Raw genomic sequence first — 22,593 nt, 5'->3', positions numbered from 1 at the left:
GCATTAGTTGCGTACCCGGATGGTCTCAACTTTGTCGCCGCTATACATATAGATCGATTTGGGTGGCGGTGCGGGCTTAAAGCCGGTGACTTCCCGCATCACCGTGGCCTTGTCTTCGCCTAATTCAGCTTCGGTGTCATCGCTTTGCTGTAGGGCGAGCTGATCGGCTTCACCCAGGGCGACCAGCCGCAGTGAACCGCTGCTTTCGGCGAGGATTAGCCGGTTGACATCTGCCAGTGCCACCTCAAGCACGGCGGAGCGGCTGCGCTTGCCGTTGTCCTTATCCTTGGTCGCTGTCTTGCTGCTGCTGGTGGTCTGGGGTGTTGTTTGCCCTTCGACTTCGTCGCCGAAGGCGATCAGGCGGATGTCGCGCAGCACCCTGCGAGCCAGACTGCGGTTGTTGGTTTCTTTACTGGCACGGCTGTTAAAGATGACATCCACATAGTCACCGGGTTTGAGGAAGCCACCGGTGCCAATGACTTCGTCGACTTTGACGGCGACAGCGCGATAACCGGGTTGGATTTGTGCGGCCAGCGTACTGTTGTCCTCGAAGTCGCTACTGCGAACGATGGCGCCCTTGGGGATGGCTTGTTTACTGCGTTTGTCTAGTAGTGATTGGACGGTTGCGTAACTGCCCTCAACGGTGATCGCGTAGGGAACCTGCATCAAGGCGTCCTCGCTGAGGGGCTCGCCTTTGGCGATGTCACGGGTGGTGATAACCAGTTTTTGTGCGTAGGTGTATGAGTCAGCTTGGGAGGCGGCGGTTTGGCGCTGTTGATCGCGAAGGGCGTCTTGTTGACTGATGCGGTAGCCGATAATTCCCATAATGACGGCGCTGACGATGAGTAGTGCAGCGATAATTTTCAGAGTCCTTGCTTGCATGGATTCGTCCCTTAATGCACGGGTAAACAATGGTTTAAGTCTTCCTTGACGCGGCCTAGTGGGCTCACTTCCTGTTGCCCTGATCCTAGATCGTGTGACGTAATGGCGATATCGTGGCTGCTACGTATAGGTATATGGTCGTTCTGTATGGTGTGTCGTTACATACGCAGACTGGCATTGCCGACCAGTTGGGCGGGTAGTTTTGGGACTTGCCCAACCAAGGGCAGGGTCAGTCCGCCGAGGACTGGCGGAACACTGAGGCGAACCGTGCACAGCATATTGGCATCGCAGCTAAAAAAATCGTCACCGGCAATGGAGTCGTTGACGATGCTGGTCGATAGCCAACTTAGTGAATCGCGCACTTGCTGGGCGACAATGGGCTCGAGCTCTTCGGCGGTACAGATCGCGGCCGCACAGTCTGTCCCGAGGGCTGCGCGCAGTGCGTCCTCGCCGGCATAGGTTAAGCTTTGCAAAATCAGAAAGGCCATGCCGTAACTGACGATGGCATAGATGATGGCAAAAAAAGCGGGGAAGATTAACGCAAACTCGATGGCTGTTGAGCCCGTTTGAGTGCGCTTTCCGGATACTGAGGGGCGTATCCCGGCTATTTTTAGTCTCATCACAGTGGTTCTCCTGCTGTGAGCGGCGTCTGTGTGGCTCATACAATCAGGCCAGCGGCGCTGATCATTGCGGTTAATATCATGCCGACAAATATCGCGGTACCAACCGGCAGCCCGCGCTGCAGCGGCGCTGCTGTCAGTAGCCTGCCGGTAACCGGGCGACGACAGCTACTTATCGCTTGAGCGGCTGCGAGGATGGTGAGTAATGTGCCAATGCCAACTGCGAAGACCAGCATAAAATGTACGGGGTTCCAGGCCGGCGATAATGCCAGTAACAGTTTGACATCGCCGCCGCCCATGGCGCCGCGCAAATAGCCGGGTAGGGTAATGCACAGGGCGAGAGCGGCATTGATTAGCCACGTTTGGTAACTGAGGCTATGCTCACTGAAAAACACGCACAGCGCCGCTAGCAGTATCACTAAATTGAGTGAGTTACTGATGCGGCGCAGGTACCAGTCGCTGAGCGCAACCGGTACCATGGCGATCATAAGGAGCATCGAGGTCAAAATACTGCTGCCATAGCTGCCTTATTGGTAAGGCCGACTTTTGTTAAGCTGCAGCGTCAATGGCGGTGTTGATGTCAGTAAATACGCCATCGAGGTCGAGTAACTGAATGGCCAGTATAATGACCGCAACCAAGACCGCAGCCATGACGGCATACTCTATCGCGCTTGCCCCTTTTTCATCCTTGCGGAGTGTGCGGGTTCCGTTTAACAGCATTTGCATTAGCATTAGCATTGGGTATTTCTCCATGGTGGTAAAGTCGGGTTGGCTCGATTTCGTGTCAATGCCCGTTTAGGGAGTACTGTGTTATTTACACAGAAAGAAAAGAATAAGTACTTGCCGTAGTTAGCGTAGCTAATTTCAGTGTTTTGGCTACGTACGAGAGTGCCGGGAGCATGAGGTGTCAGCGAAGGAAATTCGAAAAAAAGCCATGGATTTGTTGGCGCGTCGGGAGCACAGCCGGGTTGAATTGCAACGCAAGTTGGCACGCTGCTTTGACGATGGCGACAGCGAGATCAGTGTGCAATTGCAGCGCTTAGCTGAGGAGGGGCTGCAGTCCGATAGCCGCTTTGCCGAGAGTTACCTGCGTATGCGCGCCAACGCCGGGTTTGGTCCACTGCGTATCGGCCTGGAACTGCGTGAGCGCGGTATCGATGAACAGGGAGTTCAACATGCGCTGGCCGTTGCCGACATTGATTGGTGGCAGCGGCTAGAGAGTGTGTGTGAGAAGAAATTTGGCGGCGGCCCTCCCGCAGATCTGCGAGAGCTGGCTAAGCGTCAGCGCTTTTTACATTATCGCGGTTTTGACGCAGAGCAAATCCGCGAGCTTTGCCGTCTTGGCTAGCCGTTGTACGGTTGAGGACTGTTATCAATGATTCGTTTGTTATTACTCGTCAGCGTTTTTTATTGCGGTGGGCTGGAGCCGGCACGGGCCAGTGATCAGCTCAGTAGCGAGGGTATTGCTGCTTTGGTTGACGAGCTTGAGCTCAGTAGCGCGCAGCGTGAACAGGTTAATAAGCTGCTTGCACGCTATGTTCGCAAAGCTGCTGCGCTGAAACGGGCTGGTGATACGCTGCGCGAAGACATGAGACAGCAGCCGCTAGCGGATATCAGTCGCACAACCATTGCCGCGATGAGTCAGCGCGCGGGTTCGGTGGCGGCCCGCCACACGGGGGTCGTGTTGCAGACGCAGTTGGACTTCTATCGCCTGCTCACGCCGGCGCAGCAGGCAGAGTATAGTCGTTTGCGCGAGGCGGGCCGCTAGCGCGGCGGCTCGCCGAGGGCGAGGGTTGGCGGCGCCTGCCGCCAAGTCCTCCGGCAATACCGCCGTTGCGACTACAGCTGGCGCTGAACAAACTGCTGAGCGTTCAGCCAGTCTTGCAGTTGTTCACCTATGGCACTGTTGCTGAGTACGGCGATACTGGGTTCAACGTCCTTTAGGTATTGCTGAGTGACTCTCAGCAGGTCTTCAGCGCGCACGGCGAGTACGCGGCTGCGGAAGCGCCGGCGGTCGTCAAGGGCCCGGCCGAACAGGCGGTTGTGGAAATCTTGTTTGGCCTCGCCGGCCGGTGAACCGGGTTTGTCGATGCTGCCCACCACCCCGAGAATGGCCTGTTCCAGTGCGTCGTCGCTCACCGGGGTGTTGAGCATCCAGTCAATGGCCTTGCGGAAGTCCTCCAGGGTTTCCTGCAGACGAGGGTCGCGGTAGGAGTAAAAGCGAAAGGCAGCGATATTAGAGTCCTGCGAGGCGCCGCCGCCATAAGCGCCGCCTTGTTCGCGAATGCTGCGATGCAAGATGCCGTTGCGCAGGTATACCGCCAACACGCTGAGTACGGCGGCATCCGGATGGTTGGATGCGACCGTTGGGTAGGCACTGGCGCAGAAGTTGACTTGGGAATTGGCAACCCAAAACTCCCGCCGTGGCTCGCGTATCGCCGGGCTATTTAGCGCCTGTGTGCCGTCGCTCTGGAAGTCTGTCCACACCTCGGCCAGTGCCTGGCGCTGCTCTTCAAGGCCCTGTTGTTCAGCGATAAGTAATAACTGGCGCTTGGCGGTGATTATTTTTTGGTGAATGTCTTGCAAGGTGTTGGCCAGTGCAGCTTTGCCGTCGCCGGTCAGTCCGTCGCTTAGGGCCTTTAGCGCCACAATTCCGTCTAGTCCGGATAGGCGTTGAGTGAGGTGTGCGACCGGGCTCATGCCTGCGCAGGCTGCGGTCATGGCAAGGCCGTGGCCGTTGCCGGTAATCGACGACTCGCGGCGTGCGCGCAGTTGGGCAAGGAGTTCGGCAATGCGATCGTGCTCGTCAAAACGCAGCGCTTCCAGCGTGTCGCGCATTAATTTGGCTTGCGCAACGGCATTGCGCAGTAGCGCCTTGGAAGACAGCACTAAATAGGCTTTTGTCTGCTGCTCGTCGTCGATGTCGCCGCGCATACTGGTGTAGGCCGATATGCCGCCGCATACCGCGGCCTGGTGAGCTTGTACTTGCAGATAGTCCTGGTCGCCGAGGCCTAGCTCGGTGATGGTTTGGGTGTACAGCGGCAGCAGCGATAATTCCTCATCGCTCAATGTCGGCAATTCGATCAGCAGCTGCTGGTAGATCAGGCCGTTGGTGCCGCGCTCGTAAATACAGCAGGGCAGACTACCTAGGGCCTCGTTCCGGTAGGGCAATTCGGGTGTCTCTAGGGCGACATCATCTAGGCCTACGCGGGGCAGAATACTTTCGTCCTCGGTTGCCGTTTGGCGTTCGGCAAGGGCCGCAGCTTGGTCGATGATTTGCTGTTTTTGTGTGCTGTCCAGGTTGGCCTTGATGGCGGCGAGGCGCTGCTGTTCAGCCTGTTCGGCTCGCTGTTGGTATTGTTGGTCGGGACTGAAGACCAGCGTGACGCGGTGGGGGTTGTCCAGCAAATTGGCCAGCAGACCGGGAATATAGTCGGCTTGGGCAATTTTCTCGCGCAGTCGCCTGAGCGCCGGGTCTAAATTCAGGGCGTCGATGGGATTACCGCGGTGCGTGGCTGCGCCCAGGCCGTTGAGAATCAGCTGCAGCCCGTAGGGATAGCCGTCGCCACTGATCTCGCGCTGGTGCAGCTCCAGCTGGTGCAGTACGGATTCGACCTTGTCTGGATCGACACCATCGTCTATTAATTGCTGCAAGGTGCCGAGTATCAGCTGTTCGACGGCTGACATATGTTCCACCTCGCTACCTTCGAGGCCACAAGCCAACACCATTTCGCGCATTGAGTCTTCCAGGCCGCACATTGGCGATGGCGAGCTGCCAAGCTTGCTGGTTTCCAGGGCATGCATCAGTGGACTGGCACTGTTGTCGAGCAGAATTCCGGCCAGCAATTGTGCCTCTAGTAGGCTGTCCAGGTCACTGCTGTTGCCCAGCAGCCAAGACACCACGATGTGGGTTTTGCCACTGGGGTCGTCGCCGGCCGGCAGTGGATAGGCCTCGTGGGCGCGAATCGGTGCGTGGTAGCGTTTTTCATCGGGCACGCTGATGCTATTGTCGAGGGCCTCAAAACGCGACAGTGCCAGCTCCTCAAAGCGCGCTTGATGCTCGGCGGCAGTGATGTCGCCATAGCTCATAAAGATGGCGTTACTGGGGTGGTAGTGGGTGTTGTAAAACGCTTTGAGTTCATCGTAACTCAGGTCGGGAATGGCTTCGGGGTCGCCACCGCTGTTGTGGTGATAGGTGACAGTCGGGAACAGATATTTGCACAGCGTGTGCCACAGTCGGCTGGGCACTGAGCTCATAGCGCCTTTCATTTCATTGAACACCACGCCTTTGAACTGCAGTGCAGAGTCGGGGTTGTCGCGCTCAGTAAATTCCAGGCGATGGCCTTCCTGGGCAAAGTCTAGTGGATGTAGTCGCGCGAAAAACACGGCGTCCAGGTATACCTGCAGCAAGTTGTCGAAATCTTTACGGTTGCTGCTGGCAAAGGGGTAGGCGGTCCAGTCAGAGCTGGTAAAGGCATTCATAAAGCTGTTCAGGGAGCGCCGAATCATCATGAAGAAAGGGTCGCGAACCGGGTATTTTTCGCTGCCGCACAGTGCGGTGTGTTCGAGAATGTGGGCCACGCCCTTGGAGTCATTGGGCACGGTGCGCAGGGCGACAAGGAATACGTTTTCCGGGTTGTCGGCGGCGATATGGTAATGGCTGGCGCCGGTTTTGCGGTGACGGTATTCGCTCAGCGTCACGCCCAGGGCGTCGATGGTTTCGCTGTGCAGTAATTCAAATGCGGGGTGGGCAGCGGTGGTCGCGATTGCGGTCATATCATCCTGTCTTGTTAAGGGTAGTAGGGGAGCAGCCTAGCATTTTTACTGGGCACTTGTGGTGGTCCCGGTCGCTAATGTAGCGGGTAGGGTAATGCGTATGCGATAGATATGGGGCCAGAGTTTGCCCGTTACAAGCCAGCTGTCGTCTCTGGCGTCGTAGGCGATGCCGTTGAGCACGGCTTCTTCATGCAGGCCCGGGGGTTGCAACACGCTGAGATCCAGGGTGCCTAGCACTTGGCCACTGCTGGCCTGTATCACGACGATTTCATTGGTTTTCCAGCGATTGGCCAACACATAGTCACTGTGGCACTCCAGTTCGTTGAGCCGCTGATAATCGCCGCTGCCCCGCAGGGCCTGGCGCTCAACTAGACTAAAGTCGCTGGCGAGGCGCCATTGCAGCTGGTCGCTGCCATCGCTCATGGCAAACATCTTTCTCTGGCGGTGGTAGCACAGTCCCCAGCCCTGCCCTTCAAAGGGGTGACGCCGCAACAAGGTAAAGCGCTCGGGGTCGATTTCCAGTAATTGGCCCGCGCGCCAAGTCAGCACATACAGGCGGCCGTGATGAAAGCTTAAACCTTCGGCAAATAGCTGCTTGTCCAGGGTGACGCCGCGCAGTGTTGGCGACGGGGGGGGGGGCGGTGGCGGAAAGGGGCGGGCGACAAGCTTGGACTGGCCATAGAGGCCGCTACTTTCGTAGAGTTCACCATGGAATAACTCCAGCCCTTGGGTGAACAGGTTACTGGAGTGGGGGTAGCGTGCAAGGATTTCGAAGGGAAGTTGGGGTTCGGCGCCGGCAGAGCGCTGTTCGGCGTATGTGCTGGGAATAAGCAGCGCAGCGATCGTAGTCAGCAGGTACAGATAGCGGTGAAGGAAATATTTACACACGGCTAGTAGGTAGTCTAGGCATTGGTCTGTGGCCTTACTATGCCAGTTCTCGGCGGCTTGCGCACCTTTGGCCGGGCGTTGATCACATATGGGAGATAGTGGGTAGATGCATAACGAGCATAGTTTGGAGTCGTTACTCGCCAAACAGGCGATTCAGGAATTGGTGTTGCGGTACTGTCGGGCGGTGGATCGCAAAGACTACGACGCGCTGCCGGCGCTATATCACAGCGATGCCACGGAGGACCACGGGGCGATGTTTCAGGGCAGCGCAGCTGACTATATTCGCTGGCTGCCCAGTCAGCTCGACAATATGTTGCTAACGGTACATTCGGTGAGCAATCATTTAATTGCGTTGCAGGGCGAGTGCGCGGTGGGTGAAGTTTACTGTCAGGCCTACCACCGTTATCGCGGCCCCCAGGGGGAAGAGGAATTGCTGGTCGGAGGCCGCTATCTCGACCGCTATCGCCGCTGCAACGGTGAATGGCGATTCAGTAATCGGCAGATCGTCACCGACTGGAATGAGCGCCGGCCGAGTCGCAGTGAATTTAGGTCTGCACTATTTGCCGGAACCGCAGTGGGCGCGGCGCTGCCCGACGATGTGTCGGCGCAGCTATTCCGCGGCCTTGACTAACGTTGGGGCATGCAATTGCCAACATAGGTGACGACGCTTTGCCCGCCTGAAAAGTCTGTCATTTCCACCGCGGTGACGTTGAAACAGCTGGCAGTGATACGCCATTGATTGTCGATGCGCTGATATTGGTCACGGTAGTGCCCCCCCATCTGTAAGCGGGTCTTATCGCGGGTGTTAATGCTTTGAAAATGCAGGCCGATATTGCCGCTGGCGAGGTTGGGGCCGTCGATGTGGATCAGCGGATTTTGGGCGTGGTGCAGGTCGACGATATGGGGATGGCAGCCCAGTTCGGTAAAAACCTCTACAAAGGCCTCGCGACTGTCGAATCGACCGATATGACCGAAATCGATATTGATGGGCCCTGCGGCGAAGCAGGCCAACACTTGCTCGGGCTGCTTGGCGTCACAGGCGTTGAGATAGCGGTATTTCAGCGCGGTGATGGCCGCGATGTCTTCCAATTGTTGCAGGCGCTGCGCCAATGCGTCGATGTTGTCCATTCAAGCCTCCAAGGGGCCGCCCCCGGTTGTTGTTATACGCCAGCTCAGTATGTAGGTGACATTTATGATGATGCCCGGTTAGCGGCGGTTGCGCATCAGATCGCGAATTAAAAATCGTGCAGGCGATACACTTTCACAGAGTGTCCGCGGCAGTGGCCGGCTCTCGCCACAGAGATAGGCGGCGAGAAGCTCGGCTGCCAGCGGGGTGGATGTCAGTCCGCGAGAGCCGTGGGCAACGTTGACATAGAGATTGCGTTGATAGCGGCCAGTGCGGTTGATCGACTGGCGGGCGTCTTTGCGCAGTGCGGCGTAATCCTGGTCAAAGGCCCCGATATCGGGCAGCGCGCCGACTATGGGCAGGTAGTCTGGGCTGGCGCAGCGCAGGCCGGCGCGGCCGCCGCTGGGCCAGCTGCCGCTGATCAGAAGCTGGGGGTTAAGTTTTGCCAGGGTGTCGATATTGAACTGATGATCATCGTCGCGCACCTCGGTGTCGGCTTGTTTGAGATTAAAACTGGCGCCAATGCAGAACTGGTCGCGGAGGGCGGGAGCGAAATAACCTTCGTGACAAACGACGCAGCGCGGGGGATGGGTGATGGCGGCGCTGTCGAAATAGCTGAGCTGGCCACGGATTTTGCGCAGTGGCAGGTAGTGGCTTTGACTGAACTGGCCGGCGTCGTGACTGTTGGCAATGACCACCGCCTCGGCCTGGGCAATCACTTCGCCGCCAGCATTGATTACCTGCCATTGCTCGCCGTCATCGCTCAGTTCGATGGCTTCGCAGTGATTGACCACAGTGATGCCCGGGTGATTGCAGCGCTCGCGGCAGACCGCCGGTGGCGATAGCCAGCCGGCGTCGGGGTAGAAAATACCGGGTCGGTCAATGGGGATGCCGCTGAGTGCAGAAGCCTGTTGCGGTGATACAAATTCCAGCCAGTCGTGGTTGCCCAGTTGCGATTGCAAGCGCTCGAGGAGTTGCTTCTCGCGCGGGCTATTGGCCAGCTGCAGTACGCCGCAAAATTCGCCCTCTAATGGGCCTGCCGCTGCGATGCGCCGATAGTGGTGCTGGGCGTAAAGGAAACTGCTGAGGGTAAACAGGTTGAGCGCGCCGGGTTCGGGAGACAGTTTGGTGTACAGCACGCCCTGGGGATTGCCCGAGGCGGCGCTGGCGATTGCCGCCGAGCGTTCTATTACGGTTACCTGTACACCGCGTTCGGCCAGCGCACGGGCTGTACTGCAGCCGGCTAGTCCGCCACCGATAACAATGGCGGTCGCCGGTCTGTGGCGGGCGGCGGGTTGATGCCAGGGTAAATGACTGGGCGTTAGGCCATCGTCGGGCGCCGCAGCAGGCGCCGCGGCGAAATAGCCGGCGAGCATATCGCGCTTGCGGCCAAACCCCTTGACCTTGTTAACCACAAAGCCGCGGTTGCGCAGGCCGCGCTTGACGATACCGGCGGCAGTGAAGGTGGCAAAACTGCTGCCTTGGTGGCTGAGTCGAGCCATGGCGTCAAACAGCGCCGGTTGCCACATTCCGGGATTGCTGGCTGGGGCAAAGCCGTCTAAAAACCAGGCGTCGACAGGCCCGCTGCCCGCCTGCGTGCCGCTATCGGGGCTCACGCTGTCCAGTAATTGCGGCAGGGTGTCGGCGATATCGCCCCACAACAAATCTAGGCAAACTTGTGAATTGTGTAATAGTCTGCGGTGTTGACCCGGTATCAGCGGCGGATAATTGTCCTGTAGAATTGAGGACAGCGGTTCGAGACTGGGCCAGGCGTTCAGTGCCCGGTTCAGGTCGGCCGCCTGCAGCGGATGTTTTTCGCAGGAGATGTAGTGCAGTGTCCAACCGGCTGGAGCACAGTCGCGCCACAGCTGCCAGGTCAATAAAAAATTCAGACCGGTGCCAAAGCCGGTTTCGCACACAGTAAAGCGACCGCTGGTGTCGGGCGGCAGTTTTCGCCAGCGCGCTTCGAGTTGATTGTGGTCGAGAAATACATAGCGGCTTTCCGCTAGGCCGTCATCGCGGGAAAAATACACATCGCCGTAGTCGCTGGCACTGGGTATGCCTTCCTGCCACTGTAGGCGGGCACATTCGATAGAGTAGGGATTGTCGCGGTCGTCCAATGAGAGGCCTGCAAAAAGCTATGGGAAAGGCGGGGCGTATTGTAACAGTGAAAGTCGTGCAATCTGTAATGCTGAGGTGTTGGGTCGCGGTGTTGTTGTGTTTAAACAGCGGCGCAATACAGGCGCAGGCAGTGGATGCGGACGCGCGCCGCGTGAGCCTGGCGCTTGCCACGGAGCCGCCAACCCTGCATTCGGCTCGGGCAACAGACACGATTGCCAGCTTTGTCCTGTCCCATATTATGGAAGGCCTGCTGCGCTATGGTGCCGACGGTGAGTTGTTGGGCGGGGTCGCTGAACGCTGGCAGCTTAGCGAGAATGGTGCGCGGTTTTGGCTGCGTGAAGATGCGCGCTGGAGTGATGGCAAGGCGGTGACCGCCGAGGATTTTGTGTTTGCCTGGCAGTATGCACTGCGGCCGGATACCGCCTCGCAATACGCGTTTATTTTTTTCCCTATCAAGAATGCGAGAGCAATTAACGAAGGCCAGTTGTCACCCTCTGCATTGGGTGTCCGCGCGGTCTCGCCAGGTGAATTGCACGTGGAGTTCGAGCAGCCCTGTCCGTATTTTCTAAGCCTGACCGCATTTATGAGTTATATGCCCTTGCGCAGTGATGCGGTCGCCCAGTGGGGGCGGCGTTACGCGGCCGATGCGGACAAATTGCTGTTCAACGGGCCGTTTGTTCTCGATAAGTGGGTGCATGGTGCCGCGCTGCGGCTGCGTCGCAACCCACAGTACTGGGACAGCGCCGCGCTGCGCATTGAACAGATCGATATGCCGTATATCACTGCCGACCCGGGGGCGCAATTTAATCTCTTTCGTGACGGCCAGATTGCGCTGGCCAGCCTCGATACGGGCTTGCTGGATGAGGCGGTCAAGCGCGGTTACGAGATACGTCACTTCCACAGCGGCTCGTTATTTTTTTTGGAGTTTAATTTCCGCGCCGGGCGCATTAGCGCCAATCGCCATTTCCGCAAGGCTATTCAGTACGTGCTCGACCCCGATGCTCTGGTCAATAAAATCATCGGTTTACCCGGTGTGTTGCCGGCGTATTCGCTGTTTCCGGTAACCGTGCGCGGCCGCCAGCAGTCGTTTCGGCAAGAGTATCCGGTGTCGCGTATTCGTCCCAATTTGGCGGTGGCGAGGCGCCACCTCGAGCGCGCCAGACAGGAGCTGGGGCTGACGGATTTCCCGCCGCTGATGTTGCTGGCCGGCGACAGCCCCAGAGCGCTGCAGGAGGCGGAGTATTATCAGTACTTACTAAAACGCGGTTTGGGGCTGGATCTGCGCATTGATCAGCAGGTGTTTAAACAACGGCTTGAAAAAATGCGGCGCGGGGACTTTGATATTGCGGCGGCGGCTTGGGGGCCTGACTACGATGATATTATGACGTTCGCGGACCTGTTTGCGTCGTGGAACGATAATAATCGCGGCCGCTACCACAACCCAGAGTATGACCGGCTGGTGAGCGAGGCGCAGCACAGCGCAGATCCGCAGCGCCGCTTTGCGGCAATGGCAAGGCTGCAAGACCTGGTGGTGGACGATGTGCCGATACTGCCCACCTATGAAAATGCCATGCTCTACGTACAGCATCCCAAGTTGCGCGGTGTGCGCCGCTCGGTGTTTGGTGGCGATCCCAATTTTCGCGATGCCTGGATAGAGCCCTAAGCAATGTTGAATTTTATTGTTCGCCGGCTGTTGTCGGGAATGCTGACGATTTGGTTTATCGCCACGGCGACGTTCTTTGCCATGCACGCGGTGCCCGGCGATCCACTGACGCAGGACAAGGCGATGTCGCCGGCGGTACGCGCGCAGTTGGAGGCGCGCTATGGTCTCGATCAGCCTTTGGGGCAGCAGTACCTGTTGTTTTTAGGCAATATGCTGCGCGGCGATTTCGGTATTTCTTTTACCCAGGAAAACCGCCGGGTCAACGATATTATCCGCGAGCACTTCCCCGTGTCGGCGCTGCTTGGCTTGACGGCTATCGCCATCGCCCTGGTAGGTGGGGTTGCAGCGGGCAGTGTGGCGGCGCATTACCGCAATCGCTGGCCGGATCGACTATTGATCTTTGCCGTGATTGCCGCCATTTCAGTTCCCGGCTTTGTGATCGCCGGGCTTGCTCAATTGCTAATCGTAAGGCTTAACCAGGCCGCCGGTGCTACGGTGTTGCCGGTGGCCGGTTGGGGCGGTTTGAGCCATATTTGGGTGCCGGCTTTGGTGCTGGGGCTGGGAACTATGGCCTATTTAAGCCGGCTCAGTCGCGCCGCAATGCTGGAGGTGTTGAGTAGTGACTATATTCTCGCGGCGCGGTCGCGGGGGATCAGCGGCGGTCGTCTTTTTTGGCGCCATCAGTTGCGCAACGCGCTGGTGCCAGTGGTGACGGAGCTGGGGCCGTCCATTGCGGCCATCACCACCGGTGGGTTTGTTGTTGAATTGATCTTCGCTATTCCCGGTCTGGGCCGTTATTTTGTACAGGCGGTGCAGCAGTTGGATTACACGGTGATTATGGGAACCACGGTGTTTTACGGCGCCTTCCTGGTGTTGGTGGTGGTCTTGGTTGATATTAGTTATGGGCTGATCGACCCGCGTATCCGTCTGGTTCGGGGGCGTAGCTGATGGCTATTCCGGTTTTTCGTTTTGCGCCCTGGCAGCCGCCAGAAGTCCTTGCGCCGGCGCCGGCGGTCGCGCCGGTCGCCCGCCCGCGCACGGCCTTGCTGCTGGCGGCGGTGACCGCGCTGGCTATGGTGATGTTTGTTGTCCTGGGACCATTGCTGTGGTCTCAGGACCCCAGCCAGCAATGGCTTTCACAAATCTCTCGGGGGCCGACACCGGCGCTGGCTGCGCGTTTGGTTGACGGTGAGCGGGCCGCGCCGCTGCCGGCAATACCGCCGCGGCGACTGCAGGTGCTGGAGAGTAATACTGAACGGGTTCAGTTGCGCTGGCCGGCGCCGGCTGGTGTTAAACGCTATCGCCTGTACCGCGCCGATGCCCGGCAGCCGGGTTTAGGTTTGCCGCTGTGGCAGGGACGCGCGCGCGCTTATGAAGATCACCTGCAACTGCGCCGCAAGGTGTACCGCTATACCCTGGTCGATGCCGATACCAACCTTCAGCTGTTTTCGGTCGAAACCCGTCCCGAGCCGGCGATCTCCTTGTTTGAAGCTCAATTACAGGGCCTGGTCGGTGCGGATGATGGGCGGCTCCCCGAGTTTGTGATGTTGCCGGCTCACCCCATGGGTACTGACGCCCTGGGGCGAGATTTGCTCGCGCGCTTGATGGCTGGCGGCCGCAGTTCGCTGTTTGTCGGCATTGTCGCGCCGCTGCTGTTTATCGGTTTTGGCAGTGTGTTTGGCGGCCTGGCTGGCTATGTCGGCGGCAGTTTCGACCAGTTTGCCATGCGCCTGGCGGATTTCGTGGTGGCGCTGCCGTTCTTGCTGTTTATGATCCTGCTGCGTATTGCCTTTGGTATAGGCCCGGGAGAAAACGGCATTTTACCGCTGATTTTGGCTATGTTATTGCTCAGTTGGCCGAGCAGTGCACGGCTGATTCGCGGCCAGGTATTGGCGCTGCGCAGTCAGGCCTTCATCGATTCAGCGCGTTTGTCGGGGGTCGGCAGCGCGCGCTTGCTGTGGCGGCATATTTTGCCCAATGTGCTGCCGATGCTGCTGGTCGCCTTTAGTTTTGCCATCCCGCAGGCGATTTTTACTGAAGCTTTTTTGTCGTTTATTGGTATGGGGGTGTCGCCGCCGAGCACATCCTGGGGGGCGATGTGCAACGACGGAATCAAAACCCTGTTGTCGCAACCCAGGCAATTATTGTGGCCGGCGGCAATGATTAGTATTGCGGTGCTGTCTTTCAATATTCTCGGTGATGCACTGCGCGATGTCAGTGATAAGCGCAGCGGAGGCTTGGCGCAATGAGTTTGTTGCGGGTAGAACAGTTGGCGCTGCGTATCGGCGACACCGCGGCACTGCGCGAGGTTTCTTTCAGTCTGCAAGACGGTGAGTGCCGGGCGCTGGTGGGGGAGTCGGGCAGTGGTAAGTCGCTGACGGCAATGTGTCTGTTGGGCTTGGCGCCGGCTAATTCGCTGCTGACTGCCGGCGGGCTGGAGCTTGCGGGACAGGCCCTGCCGCCGCAGGGCCACGGTGATTGGCGACACTGGCGAGGGCGCCGGATCGCGATGATTTTTCAAAATCCGATGACGGCCCTCAATCCCACGCAAAGTGTAGGCAGTCAGCTGTGCGAGTCCTTTCAGTTGCACCGCAATATGTCTCGCCATCAGGCGCGTCGCGCGGCGATTGCTCTGCTCGAGCGCCTATCCATTGCCCGCGCAGAGCAGCGAATGGGGCAGTATCCCTTTGAGTTTTCTGGAGGCATGTTGCAGCGGGTGATGATCGCTCTGGCGGTGGCCTGCCGGCCGCAATTATTGATTGCCGACGAGCCGACTACCGCACTCGATGTCACCGTGCAGGCGGAAGTGCTGGCTCTTCTGAGAGAGTTGCAGCGCGAGCAGGGCACGAGCTTGCTGTTTATCAGCCACGATCTCGGTGTGGTGGCGAATATCGCCGATACGGTGTCGGTGATGTACGCCGGTGAGACAGTGGAGTCGGCTACTCGCCAGGCCCTGTTTAGCGCTGCGGCTCACCCTTACACCGAAGCGCTGCGCGCGGCGGTGCCGAAGTTGCACAGCCGCGAGCCGATGCGGGCGATTCCCGGCAGTCCGCCGGATCTGAGTCGACCGTTATCGGGTTGTGCGTTTGCGCCGCGCTGTACGCAGCGCATGGCAATTTGTGAGGAGGCGCCGCCAACGCTGTTGACGCCGGATGGCAGCGCGGTGCGCTGTTGGCGCTGGCATGCGGAGCACCCTTTGCGCTGGCGGTGGCGGCGATGACGGAACTGCTGCGTGTGGAACTGCTCAGCTGTCATTTTGCCCAAGGTGATGAATATCTGGCGGCGGTGGACGGTGTGAGTCTCTCGCTGGCGGCCGGCGAAGTATTGGGCCTGGTGGGCGAGAGCGGTTCGGGCAAGTCGACCTTGGGGCGGTTGATTGCCGGGCTGGAAACACCGTCTAGTGGCGATATCTATTTTGCTGGCCAGCGCTTATCGCGGCGCCGCAGCGGCAGCGCCCTGCGCGCGCAAGGTGGCGATATTCAAATGGTGTTTCAAGACAGTTACGCCAGCCTGAACCCCCGTATGACGATTGCCGCTAGCCTCGCCGAGCCCCTGCAGCAGCGTGGTTGCCGCGGCGCGGCCTTGCGATCGCGGGTTGATGAGTGGTTGGAGCGGGTCGGTTTGGGCCAGCGTTTCGCGGGCCGCTATCCCCATCAACTGTCTGGCGGTCAGCGCCAACGCGTGGGCATCGCCCGGGCTTTTATCACCGAGCCGCAACTGGTGATCTGTGATGAGGCGGTGTCGGCACTGGATGTGTCTGTACAGGCCCAGATTCTGCAGCTGCTGCGCGAGATTCAACGCGACAGTGCGACAGCGATGATCTTCATTACCCACGACTTGGCGGTGTTGGGCAGCTTGGCGGATCGTATCGCCGTGATGTACCTCGGCGAGCTATTGGAATTAGCCCCCTGTTGGCAGCTCCTCGAACAGCCCTTGCACCCCTATACCCGGCAGTTGCTGGCCGCCCATCCCGAGCCGGTACTGGCGCCGTCGCCACTGGCGGTGGTGGCGCGAGACCAGGCGTCTGAACTGCCCACGCCCCTGAGTAGCGACATGGGCTGCCGCTTTGCCGGGCGCTGCCCCTATGCCCAGCCGGAATGTCTATTGCAGCCGCCGTGGCTGCGCCGCGCCACTAGCGGAGCCGCGGTAGCCTGCCACCGCTTGGATTGGCTAGAAGCGGGAGCAAGTGACTGATACTGGTACCCTTGGAGGCCTTGCTTTAGCATGCCTGGCCCGATTAACGATGGATTGGAATATCGATAATGAATGTGAATATTGAGATACCGGCACTGATGTTATTGGCGTCGTCGCTACTGAAGAACTGTATCGTCGATGCTCAACGCAGTGATGCGAAGCGCTTTTTTCGGGCCTTGGCGGACGGTAAAGCGGTACTGCTCAATGATGTGAAAATGGAAGATGGCTCGCTGCTGCGCGTGAGCCTTGATATGAACTATGATGAGTTTCGCGGCCAGCTCAACTTCACCGCATTTCGCAATCAACTATTGATGCTGGTCGACAGTTATGCCCGTTTTCTTAAAACAGGTAATACGCCGCAGCTCATGAGCGACCAAGAGGGCGCTGAGCATGTGATTTTTGTACCGGTGATCAGTCAAACTAAAGGCGAAATCAATGCCTTAGTGCTGGGTATTGACCAGCGACAGCCGGCGAATCTGCGTTTGCGGCTGATGTTTGTGGACCCGGACCAGTTTCGCGACAGCTAGGGCCTGCTTGTTGACAGTGAACACAAATGCCGTTAGCTTGCCCGGCTTAGTGAATTAGCGCCCAGGCCCTGTGTCTTTGGCGCCTACGACGATATGGCCATAACAAAAATACACCGAGGGGGCGACCTTGTCTGATCACCAACAGCATATTGCAGAAGTTATTAACGCCGCGAGATCACGGATTGGTCTATCCAACGACGTTGATTTAACGCAATTTCCAAATTTAGTTGGCATGTTTGACCACTGTGTCAGTGAATACGCCGCAAACCCCGCTGTGAGCTGCCTTGGCCACACGCTGAGTTATGCCGACCTGGACCGTTTGTCGGCACAGTTTGCCAGCTATCTGCAGCAGCACAGCGGCCTGCAGGCGGGTGACCGCATTGCCATTCAAATGCCCAATATTTTGCAGTACCCGGTAGTGCTGTTTGGCGCATTGCGCGCCGGCATGATCGTCGTGAATACCAACCCGCTGTATAGCGAACGAGAACTGAAGCACCAACTCAATGACTCCGGCGCCAAGGCGATTGTGGTACTGGCAAATATTGCCGAGACCGCGGCCGCGGTGGTGGCCGATAGTGGTGTTGAGACGGTTATCGTCACTGAGGTGGGCGACTTGCACCCGCCGCTTAAGCGCACGCTGATCAACGCGGCCTTGAAGTATGTGAAAAAAGCCGTACCGCCGTTTAAATTTAAGAAGTCCATCAGCCTGCGTAAAGCGCTGGCAAAGGGCAGCAGCCAACAGTACCGAAAGGCCGCGCCGGACCAGGAAGCGCTGGCACTGCTGCAATACACCGGTGGAACCACTGGTGTTTCCAAGGGGGCGATGATTAGTCACCGCAATCTGATGGCCAATGTGTTGCAGAGCCGCGAAAACTTTTCCAGCTACGGTTTGGTCAGCGGCGCTGAGACCTTTATCGCCCCGCTGCCGCTGTACCATATCTACTCATTTATGCTGACTTTTGTGGTGATGTTGCAGGGCAACCACTCGGTGCTGATCCCTAATCCGCGTGAGCTGGATAGTGTGATTAAGGAAATGAAGCGTTATCAGTGGACGGGGATGAGTGGCATCAACACCCTGTTTGTGCAGCTTTGTAAACACCCAGAATTTGCCGGCCTGGATTTTTCCAAGCTCAAGGTGACGCTGTCGGGCGGCATGGCGCTGACTGCGGGCGCGGCCAAAACCTGGAAGGAAATGACCGGAACTGAGGTGTTTGAAGGTTATGGTCTAACCGAGACGTCGCCAGTGGTGTCGATAAACCCAGGCGGTGCCAATCAAGTTGGCACGATCGGCCTGCCGCTGCCCGGTACCGAGGTTCGCTTGGTAGATGACGAGGGCAATGATGTGGGCATCGGTGAGCGCGGTGAGCTGTGTATCCGCGGTCCCCAGGTGATGATGGGATATTGGCAGCGCCCTGACGAGACGGAAAAAACCATCAAAGATGGCTGGCTGTACACCGGCGACGTGGCCGTGGTGCAGGAAGACGGCTATCTGAAAATTGTCGATCGCAAGAAAGACATGATTCTGGTGTCGGGGTTTAACGTCTATCCCAATGAGATTGAAGATGTGCTGAGCTCGCACCCGAATATTGCCGAGTGCGCGGCTATCGGCGTGCCCGATGAAAAGTCAGGCGAGGCGGTGAAAATCTTTGTCGCCCCCAAGCAGGGCGAGATTGACGAAAAAGAACTCAAGGACTTTTTGCGTGAGCGCCTCACCGGCTATAAAATGCCGCGCTATATTGAGGTTCGCGATGAGCTGCCTAAGACCAATGTCGGCAAAGTGCTGCGTCGCACGCTTCGCGATGAGGAAATGGCCAAGCGCGCTAGCTAGATCGCGCAACAGCTTAGCAGGGCGCCTATGTGGCGCCCTTTTTATTTTTAGGGTGCTATGTCTGCCACTGACTGGAAAGAATTGAGAGCACTGCTGGGACAGTGTTATATGCCGGAACAGTTCCGCCTTCGCCGTCGCTTACAGCAATTGCAAGGCAGGCAACAGGGCGGTGAGGACGTGGCGGCTGCGGCTGAGCAGCTCAGTCGCGATTTGGCGGCGTCGGTGGCGTTGCTGCAGCGTCGCCGAGCGGCGGTGCCGGCATTGCATTTTCCGGAGCAGTTGCCGGTCAGTCAGCGCCTTGAGGATATTCGCAGGGCGATAGACAGCCATCAAGTGGTGGTCGTGGCCGGTGAAACCGGCTCGGGTAAAACTACGCAGTTGCCCAAGCTGTGCCTGCAAATGGGGCGCGGTATTAACGGCATGATCGCTCACACCCAGCCGCGGCGTCTGGCGGCACGCACGGTCGCCCAGCGCATTGCCGACGAGCTGGCGTCACCGCTGGGCGAGGCCGTGGGCTACCAGGTGCGCTTTCAGGAGCAGACTTCTGCGGGCAGTTATATCAAGCTGATGACCGATGGTATTTTGCTGGCGGCAATCAGTCACGACCGTTTTCTCAGTCACTATGACACCATCATCATCGATGAAGCTCACGAGCACAGCCTGAACATCGACTTTTTGCTCGGTTACCTGAAAACCCTGTTGCCGAAACGGCCCGATTTGAAGCTGATTATTACTTCGGCGACCATCGATGTTGAGCGATTTTCTCGCCATTTCGACAATGCCCCGGTCGTTGAGGTATCGGGGCGTAGCTACCCTGTGGAATACCGCTACCGGCCGCTGGAGGAGTTGAGTGGCGAGCAGGATCTCGGTGAAGCCGTGGCAGCGGTGCTGCGTGAGCTGATGGCCGAGGGCGCGCAACACCGCGGTGACACGCTGGTGTTTCTCAGTGGCGAGCGGGATATCCGCGAGGTTGCCAAGCACCTGCGCGACGCGCAGTTGCCGGGTGCCGAGGTCTTGCCGCTTTACGCCCGGCTGAGTGCTCGCGAGCAGCAACGTATCTTCGACAGTGGCGGGCGGCGGGGCTGGCGGGTCGTGTTGGCGACCAATGTGGCGGAGACGTCGCTGACTGTGCCCGGTATTCGCTATGTGATCGATGCCGGTACTGCCCGCATTAGCCGCTACAGCGTGCGCAGTAAGGTGCAGCGCTTGCCCATTGAGGCCATTTCTCAGGCCAGTGCCAATCAGCGCGCGGGCCGTTGTGGCCGGGTGGCAGAGGGCATCGCTTACCGGCTCTACAGTCGCGAGGACTACGAGCGCCGGCCCGCATTTACTGAACCGGAAATTCAACGCACCAACCTCGCGGCGGTCATTTTGCAAATGCTGCAGTTGGGGCTGGGCGATATTCGCAAGTTTCCCTTTGTCGACGCTCCTGACAGCCGGCTGATTCGCGATGGCTTCTCGCTGTTGAGCGAGCTGGGAGCTGTCGATGGCGAGCGCATGACCGAGCTGGGTAGGTCGCTGGCGCGCTTCCCAGTAGACCCGCGTATTGCTCGGCTGATTATGGCTGCTGCCGAACAGCACTGCTTGCGCGAGATGTTGGTTATCGCCAGTGCGCTCAGCATCCAGGATCCTCGCGAACGGCCTGCCGATAAACAACAGGCGGCGGATGAGCAGCACCGACGTTTCTGGCAGGAGGGCTCGGATTTTTTGGCCTACGTGGCGCTGTGGGAGTATGCCGAAGAGCAGCGCCAGGCGCTGAGCGCTAGTCAGTGGCGGCGGCTGTGCAAAAAAGAATTTTTGAGTTGGACGCGCATGCGCGAGTGGCGCGAGGTACATCATCAGCTGCTGTTGATGTGTCGCCAGTTACAGTTGCGCTTAAACGATGAGCCGGCAGACTATCAGCGGCTGCATCGCGCCTTATTGCCGGGCTTCTTGGGCCAGATCGCCAATAAGTCCGAGGAGCGTGAGTACCTGGGCGCGCGTAATCGCAAGCTGCGCATTTTCCCCGGGTCGTCATTGCGCAAGAAAAACCCGAAGTGGATCGTTGCCGCAGAACTGGCTGAAACCAGTCAACTTTTTGCGCGTTGTGTGGCCAAGATTGAGCCGGAATGGGTGTTGGGAGTTAACGACAGTCTGCTCAAGCGCAATTATGCCGAGCCTCATTGGCATGCCAAAAGTGGCCGCGTAATGGCTTATGAGCAGACACTGCTCTACGGCCTGTGCCTGCGTGATCGCCATCGCGTACATTACGGCCCCATCGATCCGCGGGTTTCCCGCCAGATCTTGATTCGCCAGGCCTTGGTTGAAGGGCGCTACCGGGGAAATGCCGGTTTCTTTCAGCACAACCAAGGCTTGCGCCGGGAAATCCTCGACCTGGAGGACAAGGCGCGTCGCCGCGATATCTTGGTGTCGGATGAAGAGATTTATGCCTTTTACGACGAGCGCATCGCCGACGGCATTAGCACTGCCAGGCAGCTGGAGTCATGGCTGAAAAAAACCGGTGCCGATGCGCAGCTCAGAATGAGTCGCGCGCAGATGATGCGCAGTGAGGGCGGGGTCGATGTTGCACAATTTCCGGCGCAGTTGCATGCCGGTGACTTTCAATTGGCGCTGAGCTACCACTTTGAACCGGGCCATGTTGACGATGGCGTCAGTGTCTCGCTACCGCTGGCGATGTTGCACAAGGTGCCAGAGGGGCGCTTTGACTGGCTGGTGCCGGGGCTGTTGCGAGAAAAGTGCATTGCCTTGGTCAAGGCTCTGCCCAAGGCCCAGCGCAAGCAACTGGTGCCCGTGCCGGACTATGTTGACCGCGCCTTGAGCCGTCTCGCTGTCGGTGACGAGCCGTTATTACCGGCGTTGGCGGCGCGCCTCGAGCAGTTGAGTGAGGCAAGGATCGATTTGCCGGCCTGGTCGGCAGCCAGTATCGATGATTATTACCGCATGAATATCATTGTATTGGATGACGAGGGCAAGCGACTGGCCTCGGGGCGAGATATCCAGGCACTGCGCGAGCAGCTGGCCGCTGATGTGCAAAAAAGCATCGCGGAGGAGAGTGAGGCCGGCTTTGAGCGGCGGCGCTATCAAGGCTGGGAGTTTGGTGAATTGCCCAGTGAGCATCGTTTTAAACAGGCGGGGGCAACGTTGACGGCCTATCCCTGCTTAAGAGATGACGGCCAAGAAGTTGAGCTGGGCTTGGCGGAGACCGCAGAGGAGGCGGCCCTGCAGAGTGAGCGGGGGATCTTACGCTTACTGCTGCTGCGTCTACCGGCGCAGTGTAAGACGCTGCGCGCGACGCTGTTTAAAGGTAATGCGCAACAGTTGGAGTTTGCCGCCTGTGGCCAGCAGCGAAAGGCCTGGTTGGAGTCCTGCTTGTTGATGGCTGCGCGGCAGGCGTTTATGGCAGAGGAAGCAGCCCTACCGCGTCATCGCGATGATTTTGACGCGCTTTGGGAAAGTGGCCGCGGGCAGTTTGTCGAGCAAGCGGAGCGCAGTGCGAAATTGTTGAGTGAGATCCTGGCGGCGTATGCACGCATTCGCCGCCAGCTAAAAAAACTCAATAGCCTGAGCTGGATACACAGTATCAATGATATTCAGCGACAGCTTAGTGGCCTGTTCTTTGAGGACTTTATCTACACTGTGTCGCCACCAGCGCTGCACCATTACCCGCGGTACTTGGCGGCCATAGAAGAGCGCCTCGCCAAACTTGATGGTCACTATCAGCGGGATAGGCAGTGCACACTGGTGATCGCGCCACTGCAAGAGCAGTTGGATGATTTGCTGGCGTCGACGCCGCGACTCTGGCGCCAGTCGCCAGCCCTGCGCGAGTACCGCTGGTTGTTGGAGGAACTGCGCGTGTCGTTGTTTGCCCAGCGCTTGGGAACCGCGCAGAGCGTGTCGGAAAAACGGCTGAAGCAATTGTGGAAGGCCTTGAAGAACGATGTAACAATCAGTTGAACGGCGCGTCTTTG

General features: G+C 58.4%; 19 protein-coding genes. 11 read left to right on the top strand and 8 right to left on the bottom strand.

What is annotated here, in order from left to right:
• Positions 1 to 3: 3 nt before the first annotated feature.
• The 4 genes from cpaB to ABYM29_RS00280 all read right to left on the bottom strand — a co-directional run bounded on the left by cpaB (position 4) and on the right by ABYM29_RS00280 (position 2,240).
• Positions 4 to 882 carry a Flp pilus assembly protein CpaB gene (gene cpaB / locus ABYM29_RS00295; protein WP_372860663.1) on the bottom strand — a complete coding sequence of 293 codons (879 nt, stop codon included), beginning with the start codon at positions 880 to 882 and terminating at the stop codon, positions 4 to 6.
• A 158-nt stretch (positions 883 to 1,040) separates the two neighbouring features.
• Positions 1,041 to 1,502 (bottom strand): TadE/TadG family type IV pilus assembly protein, encoded by a 462-nt coding sequence (locus ABYM29_RS00290; protein ID WP_372860751.1) that lies wholly within the window; start codon positions 1,500 to 1,502, stop codon positions 1,041 to 1,043.
• Positions 1,503 to 1,540: 38 nt separating this feature from the next.
• Positions 1,541 to 1,999, bottom strand: coding sequence for a prepilin peptidase (locus ABYM29_RS00285; protein WP_372860661.1), 459 nt, complete (start codon positions 1,997 to 1,999; stop codon positions 1,541 to 1,543).
• A 52-nt stretch (positions 2,000 to 2,051) separates the two neighbouring features.
• Complete coding sequence (locus ABYM29_RS00280; RefSeq protein WP_372860659.1) at positions 2,052 to 2,240, bottom strand: Flp family type IVb pilin; 189 nt, start codon at positions 2,238 to 2,240, stop codon at positions 2,052 to 2,054.
• 166 nt (positions 2,241 to 2,406) lie between these two features.
• On the opposite strand from ABYM29_RS00280, the gene ABYM29_RS00275 reads away from it, so the two are divergent.
• Both ABYM29_RS00275 and ABYM29_RS00270 read left to right on the top strand, forming a co-directional pair.
• Positions 2,407 to 2,850: a regulatory protein RecX gene (locus ABYM29_RS00275; RefSeq protein WP_372860657.1), complete on the top strand. Its 444-nt coding sequence runs from the start codon at positions 2,407 to 2,409 to the stop codon at positions 2,848 to 2,850.
• A gap of 27 nt (positions 2,851 to 2,877) precedes the next feature.
• Entirely contained in the window at positions 2,878 to 3,270 is a 393-nt protein-coding gene (locus tag ABYM29_RS00270; protein ID WP_372860655.1) for a Spy/CpxP family protein refolding chaperone, read from the top strand.
• A 71-nt stretch (positions 3,271 to 3,341) separates the two neighbouring features.
• Here ABYM29_RS00270 and ABYM29_RS00265 read toward each other — a convergent pair whose 3' ends face one another.
• Entirely contained in the window at positions 3,342 to 6,278 is a 2,937-nt protein-coding gene (locus tag ABYM29_RS00265) for an insulinase family protein (RefSeq protein WP_372860652.1), read from the bottom strand.
• Positions 6,279 to 6,323: 45 nt separating this feature from the next.
• The gene (locus tag ABYM29_RS00260) at positions 6,324 to 7,166 is read right to left on the bottom strand and encodes a glutaminyl-peptide cyclotransferase (protein ID WP_372860649.1); all 843 of its coding nucleotides are present in this window, start codon (positions 7,164 to 7,166) and stop codon (positions 6,324 to 6,326) included.
• Between the two features lie 106 nt (positions 7,167 to 7,272).
• On the opposite strand from ABYM29_RS00260, the gene ABYM29_RS00255 reads away from it, so the two are divergent.
• Positions 7,273 to 7,797 carry a nuclear transport factor 2 family protein gene (locus tag ABYM29_RS00255; RefSeq protein ID WP_372860647.1) on the top strand — a complete coding sequence of 175 codons (525 nt, stop codon included), beginning with the start codon at positions 7,273 to 7,275 and terminating at the stop codon, positions 7,795 to 7,797.
• On the opposite strand, the gene ABYM29_RS00250 is transcribed toward ABYM29_RS00255, so the two are convergent.
• Positions 7,794 to 8,294 carry a nuclear transport factor 2 family protein gene (locus ABYM29_RS00250; protein WP_372860644.1) on the bottom strand — a complete coding sequence of 167 codons (501 nt, stop codon included), beginning with the start codon at positions 8,292 to 8,294 and terminating at the stop codon, positions 7,794 to 7,796. The genes ABYM29_RS00255 and ABYM29_RS00250 overlap by 4 nt on opposite strands.
• Positions 8,295 to 8,372: 78 nt before the next feature.
• On the bottom strand, positions 8,373 to 10,412 hold the full coding sequence (mnmC, locus tag ABYM29_RS00245; RefSeq protein WP_372860641.1) for a bifunctional tRNA (5-methylaminomethyl-2-thiouridine)(34)-methyltransferase MnmD/FAD-dependent 5-carboxymethylaminomethyl-2-thiouridine(34) oxidoreductase MnmC: 2,040 nt from the start codon (positions 10,410 to 10,412) through the stop codon (positions 8,373 to 8,375).
• Between the two features lie 68 nt (positions 10,413 to 10,480).
• Here mnmC and ABYM29_RS00240 point away from each other — a divergent pair, with 68 nt between their 5' ends.
• The 8 genes from ABYM29_RS00240 (at position 10,481) to hrpA (ending at position 22,579) form a co-directional block, all read left to right on the top strand.
• Positions 10,481 to 12,076 (top strand): peptide ABC transporter substrate-binding protein, encoded by a 1,596-nt coding sequence (locus ABYM29_RS00240; protein WP_372860638.1) that lies wholly within the window; start codon positions 10,481 to 10,483, stop codon positions 12,074 to 12,076.
• Positions 12,077 to 12,079: 3 nt separating this feature from the next.
• Positions 12,080 to 13,024, top strand: a complete 945-nt coding sequence (locus ABYM29_RS00235; RefSeq protein ID WP_372860635.1) for an ABC transporter permease — start codon at positions 12,080 to 12,082, stop codon at positions 13,022 to 13,024.
• Positions 13,024 to 14,325 carry an ABC transporter permease gene (locus ABYM29_RS00230; protein ID WP_372860633.1) on the top strand — a complete coding sequence of 434 codons (1,302 nt, stop codon included), beginning with the start codon at positions 13,024 to 13,026 and terminating at the stop codon, positions 14,323 to 14,325. Before ABYM29_RS00235 ends, ABYM29_RS00230 begins: the two co-directional genes overlap by 1 nt.
• Positions 14,322 to 15,296: an ABC transporter ATP-binding protein gene (locus ABYM29_RS00225; RefSeq protein ID WP_372860630.1), complete on the top strand. Its 975-nt coding sequence runs from the start codon at positions 14,322 to 14,324 to the stop codon at positions 15,294 to 15,296. The genes ABYM29_RS00230 and ABYM29_RS00225 overlap by 4 nt, the downstream gene beginning before the upstream one ends.
• Positions 15,248 to 16,270 (top strand): ABC transporter ATP-binding protein, encoded by a 1,023-nt coding sequence (locus ABYM29_RS00220; protein ID WP_372860628.1) that lies wholly within the window; start codon positions 15,248 to 15,250, stop codon positions 16,268 to 16,270. The genes ABYM29_RS00225 and ABYM29_RS00220 overlap by 49 nt, the downstream gene beginning before the upstream one ends.
• A gap of 68 nt (positions 16,271 to 16,338) precedes the next feature.
• A complete protein-coding gene (locus ABYM29_RS00215) occupies positions 16,339 to 16,797 on the top strand; it encodes a hypothetical protein (RefSeq protein WP_372860627.1) in 459 nt (152 codons plus the stop codon).
• Positions 16,798 to 16,924: 127 nt separating this feature from the next.
• Complete coding sequence (locus ABYM29_RS00210; protein ID WP_372860625.1) at positions 16,925 to 18,625, top strand: AMP-binding protein; 1,701 nt, start codon at positions 16,925 to 16,927, stop codon at positions 18,623 to 18,625.
• Positions 18,626 to 18,682: 57 nt separating this feature from the next.
• Positions 18,683 to 22,579, top strand: a complete 3,897-nt coding sequence (gene hrpA / locus ABYM29_RS00205) for an ATP-dependent RNA helicase HrpA (protein WP_372860622.1) — start codon at positions 18,683 to 18,685, stop codon at positions 22,577 to 22,579.
• The last annotated feature ends 14 nt before the right edge of the window (positions 22,580 to 22,593 follow it).

This window comes from Spongiibacter sp. (genome assembly GCF_041602295.1).
Classification (GTDB): Bacteria; Pseudomonadota; Gammaproteobacteria; order Pseudomonadales; family Spongiibacteraceae; genus Spongiibacter.
Note: the sequence above shows the minus strand (reverse complement) of the source record. Positions and strands in the feature narration are given on the sequence as shown.